Source organism: Billgrantia sulfidoxydans (genome assembly GCF_017868775.1).
GTDB classification, from domain to species: domain Bacteria; phylum Pseudomonadota; class Gammaproteobacteria; order Pseudomonadales; family Halomonadaceae; genus Halomonas; species Halomonas sulfidoxydans.
The window spans coordinates 3,512,013-3,524,414 of the sequence record NZ_CP053381.1; the positions used below are offsets into that span (position 1 = coordinate 3,512,013).

Consider the following 12,402-nt stretch of genomic DNA (forward strand, 5'->3'; position numbering starts at 1 on the left):
GCCTCCTTCGAACGCGAATCAGTGGCCCACCTCGTGGTCGGCCAGCGCCTCCAGTGCACGCAGGATGCCGGCGTGATCCCAATCCTCACCGCCGTGGGCGACACAGGCCTGGAACAGCTGCTGGGCGTTGGCGGTACCGGGCAGCGCCAGGTTGAGGCTGCGCGCGCCTTCCAGCGCCAGGTTGAGATCCTTCTGGTGCAGCTTGATCTTGAACCCCGGGTCGAAGGTACGCTTGATCATGCGCTCGCCGTGCACATCGAGGATCTTCGACTGCGCCAGGCCGCCGAGCAGCGATTCGCGCACCTTGGCCACGTCGGCGCCCGCCTTCGAGGCGAACAGCAGCCCCTCGGCCACCGCCTCGATGGTCAGGGCGACGACGATCTGGTTGGCCACCTTGCAGGTCTGGCCGGCACCGTGCCCCCCAATATGGGTGATGGTCTTGCCCATCACCTCGAGGATCGGCTTGGCCCGCGAGAAGCCCTCCTCGGTGGCGCCGACCATGATGGTCAATGCCGCGTTGATGGCGCCGCCCTCGCCGCCGGAAACCGGGGCGTCGACGTATTCGCCGCCGGCCTCATGGATGCGCTTGGCGAAGCCCTGGGTGGCAATGGGCGCGATGGAACTCATGTCGATCACCAGGGTGCCCGGCTTGAGCCCCTCGGCGACGCCGCCCTCGCCGAACAGCACCTGCTCGACGTCGGGGGTGTCCGGCACCATGGTGATGATCACCTCGGCCTGCTCGGCCACGGCGCGGGGGCTGTCGAGCTCGCGCATGCCCTTCTCGGCCAGGGTGGCGTCCAGCGTGCCGCGCTTGACGGTGACGAGTTCGTGGCCGGCATCCAGCAGATGCCCCGCCATGGGACGGCCCATGATGCCAAGGCCAATGAAACCGATCTTGCTCATGATGCTTCTCCTTTCCGCTTGTCTTTGTCGTTGCAATCGGATGCAGTGGCAGTCGCGAATGACGTTGCCACTCGGGGCTGATCCGTCGACAGGCCGTCGAGGAGGCGCTGTGAACCCATCCCTGGGCGCTACTTTTGCCATCCATGGCAAAGGACCTCCTCTTTGGCCTGCCCCCGGCGCCCCTCGTTAGGAGGGGCTGCTGCGCCTCAGCCGCGGCCTTGGTCGAGCCAGCCCAGCCCTTCTTTCGTCGTCGTGGCCGGCTTGTACTCGCAGCCGATCCAGCCGTCGTAGCCCAGCCGGTCGAGGTGGGCGAACAGGAACGGGTAATTGATCTCGCCGGTACCCGGCTCGTGGCGCCCCGGGTTGTCGGCCAGCTGCACGTGGGCGATGCGCCCCAGGTGCTTCTCGATGGTCGGGGCGAGATCGCCCTCCATGATCTGCATATGATAGATGTCGTACTGCAGCTTGAGGTTGTCACTGCCAACCTCGTCGAAGATCGCCAGGGCCTGTTCCGTGCGGTTGAGGAAGAACCCCGGAATGTCGCGAGTGTTGATCGGCTCGGCCAGCAGCACGATCCCGGCGGCCTCGAGCTTGTCGGCGGCGAAACGCAGGTTCTCCACCAGGGTGCGGCGCGCCTGCTCCAGGCTCACGCCCTGGGGCTGGATGCCGGCCAGGCAGTTGACCTGCTTGCACCCGAGCGCGGTGGCGTAGTCGATGGCCTTCTCCACGCCGGCACGAAACTCCTCGACGCGATCCGGGTGGCAGGCGATGCCACGCTCGCCGGCACCCCAGTCGCCTGCCGGCAGGTTGTGCAGCACCTGGGTCAGGCCGTGCTCGTCGAGGCGCGCCTTGATCTCGGTGGCGGGGTAATCGTAGGGAAAGAGGTATTCCACCCCCTTGAAGCCCGCGTCGGCGGCGGCCTTGAAGCGATCGAGGAAATCCTCCTCGGTGAACAGCATGCTGAGGTTGGCGGCAAACTTTGGCATGTGGGTCTCCCTCTCTTGTGTCATCGACTGTGGTACATCGCCGCGCCATCGTCCCCGCGATGGCACGGCGCAAGGCCTTACGTGAGCGCCGCGATCGAGGTCGGCGCATCCTCGCGGTTCTCGGCCAGCGCCTCGAATTCGTTGATGCCGTCGAGATCGGTGCCCATGGCGATGTTGGTCACCCGCTCGAGAATCACCTCGACCACCACCGGGACCCGGTGCTCGGCCTTGAGCCGCTTGGCCTCCTCCAGCGCCGGGGCGATCTCCTCGGGACGGGTGACGCGAAGGGCCTTGCAGCCGAGCCCCTCCACCACCGAGACGTGATCAACGCCGTACTCGTTGATCTCCGGGCAGTTGATGTTCTCGAACGAGAGCTGCACGCAGTAGTCCATCTCGAAGCCGCGCTGGGCCTGGCGGATCAACCCCAGGTAGGAGTTGTTCACCAGCACGTGGATGTAGGGCAGGTTGAACTGGGCGCCCGCGGCCAACTCCTCGACCATGAACTGGAAGTCGTAGTCCCCCGACAGCGCCACCACCTCGGCGCTTGGGTCGGCCTTGCACACACCGAGCGCGGCGGGAATGGTCCAGCCCAGCGGGCCGGCCTGGCCGCAGTTGATCCAGTGGCGCGGCTGGTAGACGTGCAGGAACTGGGCACCGGCGATCTGCGACAGGCCGATGGTGCTGACGTAGCGGGTGTTCTTGCCGAAGACCTTGTTCATCTCCTCGTAGACCCGCTGCGGCTTCACCGGCACGTCGTCGAAGTGGGTCTTGCGCAGCAGAGTGCGCTTGCGCTCCTGGCACGACTCGGCCCAGGCGCTGCGATTCTTGAGCGTGCCCGCCGCCTTGCGCTCACGCGCCACCTCGACGAACAGCTCGAGCGCCGCCTTGGCATCGGAGACGATGCCGTAGTCGGGGCCGAAGATGCGCCCGATCTGGGTCGGCTCGATGTCGACGTGGACGAACTTGCGTCCCTTGGTATAGGTCTCGAGGTTGCCCGTGTGGCGATTGGCCCAGCGATTACCGATCCCCATCACGAAGTCGGACTCGAGCAGCGTGGCGTTGCCGTAGCGGTGCGAGGTCTGCAGCCCCACCATGCCGGCCATCAGCGGATGGTCGTCGGCGATGCTGCCCCAACCCATCAGCGTGGGGATGACCGGCACGCCGGTGAGCTCGGCGAACTCGACCAGCAGCGCGCTGGCGTCGGCGTTGATGATGCCGCCGCCGGCAACCAGCAACGGGCGCTCGGCCTCGTCGAGCATGGCCATGGCCTTCTCGACCTGGGCGCGGGAGGCGCTGGGCTTGTAGGCCGGCAGTGGCTCGTAGGTGTCCGGGTCGAACTCGATCTCGCTCATCTGCACGTCGATCGGCAGGTCGATCAGCACCGGCCCCGGGCGCGAAGAGCGCATCAGTTGGAAGGCCTGCTGGAAAGCCCGTGGCACCTGGGCCGGCTCGAGCACGGTGACCGCCCACTTGGTTACCGGGCCGGCGATGGCCTGGATATCGACCGCCTGGAAGTCCTCCTTGTGCAGCTTGGCACGCGGCGCCTGGCCGGTGATGCACAGGATCGGAATGGAATCCGCGCTGGCCGAGTAAAGCCCGGTGATCATGTCGGTGCCGGCGGGGCCCGATGTACCGATGCACACGCCGATGTTGCCGGCCCGGGTGCGGGTATAGCCTTCGGCCATGTGCGACGCCCCCTCGACGTGACGCGCCAGCACGTGGTCGATGCCGCCGATCTTGCGCAGGGCGGCGTAGAAGGGGTTGATGGCGGCCCCGGGCACGCCGAAGGCGACGTCGATGCCTTCCTTGCGGAGCACGTGAACGGCGGCTTCTGCTGCGGTCATACGAGCCATGACGGTTCCTCCCGTGAGTGGCGACCAGATTGTTTTTGGAAAATATTTCTGTATATCAAGATTAGGCTCGGCCTCGCAGGCCCGTCAAGAAATTTGGAAAATATTTCCAATTAACTTTTCTGAGCTGAAAAAACCCAGGCAATATCAGTTGCCTGGGCTTGTGGCACGCGTCGAACGGCTGCCTAGAACCCCTTGGCCGAGCCGCGTGGCCTGGCGGGCTGCGGCTTGTCACATTTGAGGAATAGACCGTGCCCCGCGTCCACCATGGGTTCGCCGCCACGCGATACCACCCGCCCCCGACACAGGGTCAGTACCGGGCGGCCGGTGAGCTCCACTCCCTCATAAGGGGTGTAGTCGACGGCGTGATGCAAGGCTTCGTTGCGCACCGTCATCTTCGCTTCGCTGTCCCACAGCGTCAGGTCGGCATCGCTGCCGATGGCGATGGTGCCCTTGCGCGGGTAGAGGCCGTAGATCTTGGCCGGATTGGTAGCGGTAAGGGCAACGAAGCGGGTCGCGTCGATGCGCTGCTTGACGACCCCCTCCGAGAACAGGATCGCCAGACGCGTCTCGAGCCCCGGAATGCCATTGGGGATATGGTGGAAACCCGCATCTTCCCCATGCAGCTTCTTGCCCTGCGGATCGTCGTAGCGAAAGGGGGCGTGATCGGAGGAGAAGACCTGGAACACGCCGTTCTCCAGCGCCTGCCAGACCGCCTCTTGCGCCTTCTCGTCGCGCGGCGGCGGGCTGCACACGCACTTGGCCCCCTCGAAGCCCTCCCGGTCCAGGTCATTGGCGGTCAGCATCAGGTACTGCGGGCAGGTCTCGCCGTAGACCCGTAGCCCCCGCCCCTGAGCCCAGCGGATCTGCTCGATGGCCTCGGGCCCCGAGACGTGCACGATCAGGATCGGCACGTCGATCAACTCGGCCAGGGAGATGGCGCGGTGGGTCGCCTCGCGCTCGGCGATCGCCGAATGGGCCTCGCCGTGGAAGTACGGCGCGGTCTTGCCCTGGGCCTCGAGCAGTTCGGTCAGGTAGGCGATGCAGTCGGCGTTCTCCGCATGCACCATCACCATGCCGCCCTCACGGCGCGCCATGGCCAGCACCTCGAGCACCTCGCGATCGTTGAGCTTGAGGTCGTCGTAGGTCAGGTAGATCTTGAACGAGCTGTAGCCCTCCTGGATCAGGGCCGGCAGCTCCTCCTTGAGCACCGTCTCGGTAGGGTCGGTCACGATCATGTGGAAGGCGTAATCGACCATCGCCTTGCCTTCGCTGCGGCGGTGGTAGTCCTCCACCGCGGCGCGCAGGCTCTGGCCCTTCTGCTGGGCGGCGAAGGGAATCACCGTGGTGGTGCCGCCGCAGGCCGCCGAGCGGGTGCCGGTCAGGAAGTCGTCGGCCATCACCGCGCCGTCGCCGAGGGGCTGGTCCAGGTGGCAATGGGCATCGATGCCGCCCGGCATCACCCATAGCCCCTGGGCATCGATGACCTCGTCGGCCCCCTCCAAGCCCTGCCCCAGGGCGACGATGCGTCCATCCTTGATGCCGATATCGGCGTCGTAGCTGTCGGCCGCAGTGATGATCCGGCCGTTCTTGATCAGGGTGTCGAAGCGTGTCATATCGCTCGTCTCGTCATGTCGAAAAACGCACGGCCGGCGCTCACCGGCCGCATTGGTCTAGCCCATGGCCTCGGGCAGCCAGAGCACCAGGCCGGGCCAGAGAATGATCGCCAGCACGAACAGCAGCATGATGGCGAGGAACGGCAGGCTGCCGACCATCACGTCGGTGATGCCACCTCGCCCGCGCACGCCTTGCACCACATAGAGGTTCATGCCGATGGGCGGGGTGATCAGCGAGATTTCCATCATCACCACGAGGAAGATGCCGAACCACACCGGGTCGAAGCCGAACTGGACGACCATGGGCACCACGATCGGGACGGTGGCGATCATCATCGATAGCGTCTCGAGGAAGCAGCCCAGTACCAGGTAGAAGACCACCAGCGCCAGGATCAGCCCGACGGGGGTGAGCCCCAGGTCGGCCACCCAGCGGGTCAGCGTGGTGGGAATACCGAGGATGCCGACGATGTAGTTGAGGAAGAAGGCCGCGACGATGATCAGCATGATCATGGCCGTGGTGCGGGCCATGGAGAGGAAGCTCTCATGCAGCATCTTCAGGCTCAGCTTGCGGTTCCATGCGGCGAGGCCCAGCGCGGCGATCACCCCCAGCGCGGCCGCCTCGGTGGGCGTGGCCCAGCCGCTGTAGATGCTGCCGATGACGATGGCGAAGACGAAGGCCGGCGGCAGCAGGTCCACCAGCGAAGCCAGGCGTTCACGCAGCGATGCCCGCGCGGAGGCCCGGCCCACCACGCCGGGCCGCAACAGGGCAAAGGCCATGATGGTGAGCATGAAGGCACCGGCCAGTGCCAGCCCCGGCAGGATCCCGGCGATGAACAGTTTGCCGATCGAGGTGTTGGTGATCGCGCCGTAGATGATCATGTTGATGCTGGGCGGTATCAGGATGCCCAGGGTCGCCCCGGCGGCCAGGGTGCCCAGCGCCAGCCGCTCGCTGTAGCCGCGCTCGGCGAAGGCCGGCAGGGCCACGGTACCGATGGTGGCGGCCGTCGCCACCGACGAGCCGGACATGGCGGCGAACACCGACGAGGCGCCGATATTGGTGTGCAGCAGGCCACCCGGCAGGCGATCGAGCCACACGGACAGGGCGCTGTACATGCGCTCGGTGACGCCGCTGCGCAGCAGCAGCTCGCCGAGCAGGATGAACAGCGGGATGGCCGTCAGGATGAAGTCGTTGAGCGTGCCCCACAGCGTGTCGCCGAACGAGTAGAGCAGTGGCGTTCCCAGGTACATCAGGGTGCCCAGAGTGGCGACGGTGAAGATCGCCACGGCGACGTGGATGCCGGCCGCCATCATGCCGAGCATGACGAGAAAGCCGACCATGACCTCGAAGGCACCGATCATGACGCGGCCCTCCCCGGTTCGGCGGCGACGTCGCGGCCGTAGTCCTTGCGCGCCTCGTTCAGTTCGTCGTCGGTGGAGCGCGGGCCGTACTCCCGATCCAGCGCGTCCAGCCGGCCGGTGATCAGGAGCCCCAGGGCGTGAGCCGCCAGCAGCAGGGTCAGCACACAGAACACCCCGAGACCCGCCACCCACAGGCCCTGCGGGATCCACAGCGGGGTCTGCAGCGGCGTGCTGGCCAGGCTGCCGAACTCCAGCGTCTCCTCCAGCGTCTCGACGGCGCGCCACAGCATGAAGGTCGCGAAGGCCGCCAGCATGGTCATCGCGGCGGCGTTGAGCGGTGCCTGAAGCGCCCGCGGCAGACGCGTCAGCAGCACGTCGACGCGGGTATGCGCGCGGTGCAGCAGCGCATAGGCAAAGCTGAACGAGACGCCGATGGCCAGCACGTAGCCGCCGATCTCATCGACGCCCTGCAGCGAAAAGGCGAACAGCTTGCGTGCGATCACCTCGAAGGTGATCAGCAGCGACAGTCCGAGGGCGGCATAGCCGGCGGCAATCGCGGCGCCATGGGCCAGCTGTCGGGCCAGCCGGTAAGGAAGCGGTGAAACCATCGCATTTCTCCCGTGTCGCCCCGGCCACCCCCAGGCAGCCGGGGCGAGGCAGTGACTTACTGGGAAACGGACATGCCAGCGGCCTGTCCCACCGTTTCGTTCCAGACCTCGACGCAGCCGTCGTACCGAGCGCTGCAGCTCTCGGCCCATACCGGCAGGACGGCCTCCTGGGTGATCGCCTCCACCAGCGCGCGCGATTCGGGGTCGATCTCCACCAGCGCCATGTCGTAGGCCTCGTGCCGCGAACACTCCGCCTGGCCGGTATTGCAGGCGATGGCGTCGTCGTTGACCTCGTAGGCCAGCTCCCACATCTGTTCCTCGAGCCGCGCGAAGGCCTCGGTCAGCGCCTGCTGCTGGGCCTCGTCGAAGCGGTTCCAGGTGTCCAGGTTCATGAAGTGACCCTGCACCGAGTAGGAGAGCGGCAGCGGCACGAAGGTGTCGGTCACTTCCGGCCACTTGCCGTTGTTGCCGGCCGAGGGGGCGGTCACGCCGCAGTCGGCCACGCCGCGCTGCAGTGCCAGGTAGACCTCGCTGAACTGCAGGGTGACGGGGGTGGCGCCAAGCCCTTCGACCAGCCGCGACATCGACGGCGTGAAGACGCGCACCTTCTTGCCCGAGAGGTCGCCGACGTCGTCGATGTCGCCGTTGCAGAACATCATCTGCGGCCCGAAGGGCCATAGCGTCATCAGCTTGGCGTTGAAGCGGGACTGCAGCCGGTCGTCGAACGCCGCGCGCACGGCGTCGACGGCCTCGCGCTGGGCGTCCAGGTCCGGCGAGACGCCGGCCAGGTCGATGCCCTCGAAGAAGGGTTCGTCGCGGGAGGCCATGCCGATCTGCACCGACATCACGTCGAAGGCGCCGGAGCGGAGGCTGCGCAGCGCATCCGCCGCCTCCACGCCGATGGCATCCATGGTGTTGTAGACCACCGTCACGTCGTCGCGCTGGCCAAGCGACTCGAAGAAGGGTCGCTCCACTTCGTCCACGTGCAGCTTGTTGCCGGAGAAGTTACCGACGACGCGCAGGGTCGTTTCGGCCTGGGCCAGGCCGCCGGCCAGCACGCTGGCCAGGGAAACCCCCAGCGCCAGGGTCTTGATGGTTGCCTTGCGGGGCATGGTGTCACCTCGTGATTGCTGTTGTTGGTGGGTGTTGCCGATGCGTTGCATTGCGATGCGGTCGTCCCTGTCCTGGTACGCCGAGGCGCGAACCCTGTGCCTCACGCGCCGAGGCGCGGATCCTGAAACAATTGTCCCCAGCCACTGATCCGGGCGGGATCCACCCCGGCCAGCACCAGCGACTTCCATACCGTCACGCTCACCGAGTCATAGATGGGCATGCCGATCTCCTGCTCCAGCGCCGGGACGATGCCCGCCCCGCGCAGGTTGGTGCACAGGATGGCGATGGCCTCGGGCTCGGCCCTGGCCACGTCGCGCACCAGCCCCGCCAGCGTCGTCTCGTCGTACTCGGAGAAGGAAAAGTTGCCGCGGTCGCCCAGATGCCGCTCGGCGACGATCTCGATCCCCGCGGCGGCATAGTTGGCGACGATTGCCGCCTGGATATCGTCCAGGTAGGGCGTCACCAGGCCGAGCCGCGTCACGCCGGTACGCGCCAGGGCTTCGTTGAGCGCCAGCACGCTGGTGGTCGCCGCCACCCCGGTGGCCTCGGTGATGGCGGCACACAGCCGGCGATCGGACTCGAAGCCGAGCCAGCTGGCCGAAGTGCCGCCCCAGGCGATGACGTCCATGCGCGCATCATTGAGCCGTTCCGCCGCCGCCAGCAGCGGTGTCGGATCGAACTGGGCCAGGGCCTCGTCGCGCAGGGAGATCTCGCGGACGGTGAAGCGCTGGAAGTGGGCGGTAACGGCGGGAAAGAGATCGCGCAGCAGGGCCGCGCTGAAAGGCTCCAGCACGGTATTGGAGGACGGCGTCAGCATGCCGATCAGCGTGCGTTCCATGGTTGTCTCCGGCTTGTTTTTGGTATTCGGTATACTGTATCCAGGCACGGACATAGCCTTGCACAGCCGCCGAAGATTGCAAGCCAGAAAACCGAAAAACTCCCGAAAAACAGCAAATTTTAATACTTAATTGACTGATTTTTATAGTAAATAAAAAATTTGGTATCCAGTATTTTGTATTCTGATAGATTTTGCCCTAAGGTTCACAAGAGTCGCCCAGGATCGACGGGCGACGTCCACCCAAACGTGAAGAGAGAGAAGCTCGGATGACAACAACAACCCGCCTTGCCCGTCGCTCCGCTACGGTCTTGCTGGCTCTGGGCCTGGGAGCCCCGCTGCTGGCCGGCGCCGAAACCCTGCGATTCAGCGGCAACTTCACCGACGATCACTCCAGCAGCCGGGCCATGGAGGTCTTTCGCGACACCCTGGCCGAGCGCACCGGCGGCGATCTGAACGCCCAGCTGTTCCCCAACATGCAGCTGGGCGGTGCCAGCGAGAACGTTGACCAGGTCAGCACCGGGTCGATTGCCGGCACCTGGATCGGCATCTCCTACCTCTCGCGCACCGTGCCCGAACTCGAGGCGCTGAGCCTGCCGTTCGCCTTCGACAGCCGCGACGAGGCCTTCCAGTTGATCGACGGCGAGGTGGGGGAACTCCTCGACGAGAAGCTGGCCGAGAAGGGCTTCACCGCGCTGGGCTACATGGAGCTGGGCTTCCGCCACGTCACCAACAGCGAGCGCCCGCTCGAGACGCTCGAGGACTTCCAGGGGCTCAAGATTCGCCTGCAGCCCAACGAGACCCACCTGGACACCTTCCGTGCCATCGGCGCGAGCCCGGTATCGATGGACATCAACGAGGTCTATGGCGCACTGCAGCAGGGCGTGCTGGACGGCCAGGAGAACCCCTACAGCATCATCAGCACCAAGCGCATGGACGAGGTGCAGCAGTACCTCTCCGACAGCGGGCACTTCTACGACTTCATCGTGGTGGTGACCCACCGCGACACGTTCATGAGCCTGAGCGAAGAGCACCAGCAGGCGGTACGCACGGCCATGGACGAGGCGGTCGCCTGGCAGCGTCAGACCGCCGCCGAGGAGGACGAGGCCGCGCGCCAGGCGCTGATCGAGCGTGGCATGGAGTTCACCCCCATCAGCGACGCGACCCGGACCGCCCTGCGCGAAGCCAGCCAGGGGGTTGTCGGCGACCTGCGCGACAAGATCGGCGCCGAAATCGTCGATCGCGTGCTCGCGGAGCTCGACGCATGACACCCGCCTGGCAACGGCTGGAGGCGAGCGCCTCCAGCCCGGTCAAGCGCCACTTCCTGCATGGTCTGGCGCTTCTCGACCGGACGTCCTATTACGCCATTCTGGTCGCCATGGGCATGATGACGCTGCTGGTCTCGGCCCAGGTATTCAGCCGCTACGTGCTGTCGAACTCCATCGACTCGGCCGACGAGCTCTCCCGGCTGTGCTTCGTGTGGGCGATCTTTCTGGCCATCCCCCATGGCATCAAGGTCGGCATCCACGTGGGCATCGATGCCCTGGTGACCCATCTTCCCGGCTCGCTGCAGCGGCGGCTCGCCCAGCTGATGGCCTGGCTGAGCGCCGCCATGATGGCCGCCCTGTTCTGGGTCAGCCTCGGCGCGGCGGCCAGCAAGTGGCAGGAACTGATGCCGACGCTGCCCGTCACCGCCGCCGTCTTCTACATCGCCGTGCTGGTCTGCGCCGGCCACAGCTGCCTGCACCTGGTGGCCCAGGCCCTGCGCCTGGAGCCGCTGCCCAGCGCGCCCGAGCGACCCCAAGGAGCCGACTCATGACACCCGCCATCGTCTTTTCCTTCCTGGGGCTCGCCCTGCTGCGCATGCCGCTGGCCTTCGCCCTGGGCCTGGCCTCGCTGGTCGGCCTCTATGTCGGCGGCATGGACTTCTCGGTGCTGCCCCAGCGCATGATGCACTCGGTGAACAGCTTCCCGCTGATGGCCATCCCGCTGTTCATGCTGGCCGGCGAGCTGATGGTGGCGGCGGGCATCCTGCAGCGCCTGGTGGACTTCGCCAACTCGTTGATCGGCCGCGTGCACGGCGGGCTGGCCCACGTGGCCATCGTCGCCGGCATGGTGCTGGCCGCGGTCAGCGGTGCCGCCGTCGCCAGCGCCAGCGCGCTGGGCAGCTCGCTGGTGCCGTCGATGCGCCAGCAGTACGACACCGGCTACAGCAGCGCCGTGGTGGCCTCGGCGGCCAACCTGGGCGCCATCATCCCGCCCAGCAACGCCATGATCGTCTATGCGCTGATGGCCGGTTCCTCGGTCTCGGTGGGCGGGCTGTTCATGGCCGGCGTGGTGCCGGGCATCCTGCTCGCGGTGGGCTTCATGGGCCTGGCCACCTTCATCTCCATGCGCCGCCGCTACCCGCTGGCCGGCGGCGAGATCGGGCTCAAGCACGTCCTGGTGCAGACCTGGCGCGCCCTGCCGATCCTGCTGATGCCGATCGTGGTGGTCGGCGGCATCGTCGCGGGCGCCTTCACTCCCACCGAGGGAGCCGCAATCGCCGTCGTCTATGCGCTGTTCGTCGGTTTCTTCGTGACCCGCAAACTGCGCCTCGCCGATCTCCCTCGGGCGATGTTCAACGCCGCCGTCACCGCCGCCATGGTGGGCGCCCTGATCGCCTTCGCCTCGACCATGACCTTCGCCTTCACCCTCGACCTGATCCCCATGCAGCTGACCGGCTGGCTGCAGGATTTCACCCAGGATCCGCTGGTCTTCCTGCTGCTGGTGATGGCGCTGCTGATCGGCGTGGGGATGTTCATCGAATCCAACGCCGCCTACATCATGCTGGTGCCCCTGCTGGCCCCCATCGCGCTGGCCTACGGCATCGACCCGCTGCTGTTCGGCTTCCTGTTCGTGATGAACCTGGTGGTCGGCATGATGACGCCGCCCGTGGGCGTGCTGCTGTTCGTGATGTGCGGGATCTCCAAAATCAGCCTCAACGAGCTGATGAAGAGCGCCTGGCCCTTCATCGTCTTCCAGTATGCCGTGCTGATCGCCTGCATCGCCTTCCCGGGCCTCGTTACCTGGCTGCCTCGCGCCCTGGGCTACTGACGTCTGCCCCATAACCATAACGATTGAAGGAACACG

General features: G+C 66.3%; 11 protein-coding genes. 3 read left to right on the forward strand and 8 right to left on the reverse strand.

Features of this window, described 5'->3' with window-relative positions; all coding sequences use genetic code 11:
* Positions 1-18: 18 nt before the first annotated feature.
* The 8 genes from HNO51_RS16175 to HNO51_RS16210 all read right to left on the reverse strand — a co-directional run bounded on the left by HNO51_RS16175 (position 19) and on the right by HNO51_RS16210 (position 9,273).
* Positions 19-903, reverse strand: a complete 885-nt coding sequence (locus tag HNO51_RS16175) for a 2-hydroxy-3-oxopropionate reductase (protein ID WP_209537865.1) — start codon at positions 901-903, stop codon at positions 19-21.
* Positions 904-1,109: 206 nt separating this feature from the next.
* On the reverse strand, positions 1,110-1,889 hold the full coding sequence (gene hyi, locus HNO51_RS16180) for a hydroxypyruvate isomerase (RefSeq protein ID WP_209537866.1): 780 nt from the start codon (positions 1,887-1,889) through the stop codon (positions 1,110-1,112).
* Positions 1,890-1,966: 77 nt separating this feature from the next.
* Positions 1,967-3,742 carry a glyoxylate carboligase gene (gene gcl, locus HNO51_RS16185; protein WP_197448272.1) on the reverse strand — a complete coding sequence of 592 codons (1,776 nt, stop codon included), beginning with the start codon at positions 3,740-3,742 and terminating at the stop codon, positions 1,967-1,969.
* A 182-nt stretch (positions 3,743-3,924) separates the two neighbouring features.
* Positions 3,925-5,355 carry a dihydropyrimidinase gene (gene hydA / locus HNO51_RS16190; protein ID WP_209537867.1) on the reverse strand — a complete coding sequence of 477 codons (1,431 nt, stop codon included), beginning with the start codon at positions 5,353-5,355 and terminating at the stop codon, positions 3,925-3,927.
* A gap of 57 nt (positions 5,356-5,412) precedes the next feature.
* On the reverse strand, positions 5,413-6,714 hold the full coding sequence (locus tag HNO51_RS16195) for a TRAP transporter large permease (protein WP_209537868.1): 1,302 nt from the start codon (positions 6,712-6,714) through the stop codon (positions 5,413-5,415).
* The gene (locus HNO51_RS16200; protein ID WP_209537869.1) at positions 6,711-7,322 is read right to left on the reverse strand and encodes a TRAP transporter small permease subunit; all 612 of its coding nucleotides are present in this window, start codon (positions 7,320-7,322) and stop codon (positions 6,711-6,713) included. The genes HNO51_RS16195 and HNO51_RS16200 overlap by 4 nt, the downstream gene beginning before the upstream one ends.
* Positions 7,323-7,378: 56 nt before the next feature.
* Positions 7,379-8,434, reverse strand: coding sequence for a TRAP transporter substrate-binding protein (locus tag HNO51_RS16205; protein ID WP_197448276.1), 1,056 nt, complete (start codon positions 8,432-8,434; stop codon positions 7,379-7,381).
* A 101-nt stretch (positions 8,435-8,535) separates the two neighbouring features.
* Positions 8,536-9,273: a maleate cis-trans isomerase family protein gene (locus tag HNO51_RS16210; protein ID WP_197448277.1), complete on the reverse strand. Its 738-nt coding sequence runs from the start codon at positions 9,271-9,273 to the stop codon at positions 8,536-8,538.
* Between the two features lie 266 nt (positions 9,274-9,539).
* Here HNO51_RS16210 and HNO51_RS16215 point away from each other — a divergent pair, with 266 nt between their 5' ends.
* The 3 genes from HNO51_RS16215 to HNO51_RS16225 are packed head-to-tail and all read left to right on the forward strand — an operon-like array spanning position 9,540 to position 12,366.
* On the forward strand, positions 9,540-10,538 hold the full coding sequence (locus tag HNO51_RS16215) for a TRAP transporter substrate-binding protein (RefSeq protein WP_209537870.1): 999 nt from the start codon (positions 9,540-9,542) through the stop codon (positions 10,536-10,538).
* Positions 10,535-11,089, forward strand: coding sequence for a TRAP transporter small permease (locus HNO51_RS16220; protein WP_209537871.1), 555 nt, complete (start codon positions 10,535-10,537; stop codon positions 11,087-11,089). Before HNO51_RS16215 ends, HNO51_RS16220 begins: the two co-directional genes overlap by 4 nt.
* Positions 11,086-12,366: a TRAP transporter large permease gene (locus HNO51_RS16225; RefSeq protein ID WP_197448280.1), complete on the forward strand. Its 1,281-nt coding sequence runs from the start codon at positions 11,086-11,088 to the stop codon at positions 12,364-12,366. Before HNO51_RS16220 ends, HNO51_RS16225 begins: the two co-directional genes overlap by 4 nt.
* Positions 12,367-12,402 lie beyond the last annotated feature (36 nt).

Coding starts and splice junctions, on each gene's coding strand:
- HNO51_RS16175 (WP_209537865.1), bottom strand. CDS start 903: ATGAGCAAGATCGGTTTCATTGGCCTTGGCATCATGGGCCGTCCCATG.
- hyi (WP_209537866.1), bottom strand. CDS start 1,889: ATGCCAAAGTTTGCCGCCAACCTCAGCATGCTGTTCACCGAGGAGGAT.
- gcl (WP_197448272.1), bottom strand. CDS start 3,742: ATGGCTCGTATGACCGCAGCAGAAGCCGCCGTTCACGTGCTCCGCAAG.
- hydA (WP_209537867.1), bottom strand. CDS start 5,355: ATGACACGCTTCGACACCCTGATCAAGAACGGCCGGATCATCACTGCG.
- HNO51_RS16195 (WP_209537868.1), bottom strand. CDS start 6,714: ATGATCGGTGCCTTCGAGGTCATGGTCGGCTTTCTCGTCATGCTCGGC.
- HNO51_RS16200 (WP_209537869.1), bottom strand. CDS start 7,322: ATGGTTTCACCGCTTCCTTACCGGCTGGCCCGACAGCTGGCCCATGGC.
- HNO51_RS16205 (WP_197448276.1), bottom strand. CDS start 8,434: ATGCCCCGCAAGGCAACCATCAAGACCCTGGCGCTGGGGGTTTCCCTG.
- HNO51_RS16210 (WP_197448277.1), bottom strand. CDS start 9,273: ATGGAACGCACGCTGATCGGCATGCTGACGCCGTCCTCCAATACCGTG.
- HNO51_RS16215 (WP_209537870.1), top strand. CDS start 9,540: ATGACAACAACAACCCGCCTTGCCCGTCGCTCCGCTACGGTCTTGCTG.
- HNO51_RS16220 (WP_209537871.1), top strand. CDS start 10,535: ATGACACCCGCCTGGCAACGGCTGGAGGCGAGCGCCTCCAGCCCGGTC.
- HNO51_RS16225 (WP_197448280.1), top strand. CDS start 11,086: ATGACACCCGCCATCGTCTTTTCCTTCCTGGGGCTCGCCCTGCTGCGC.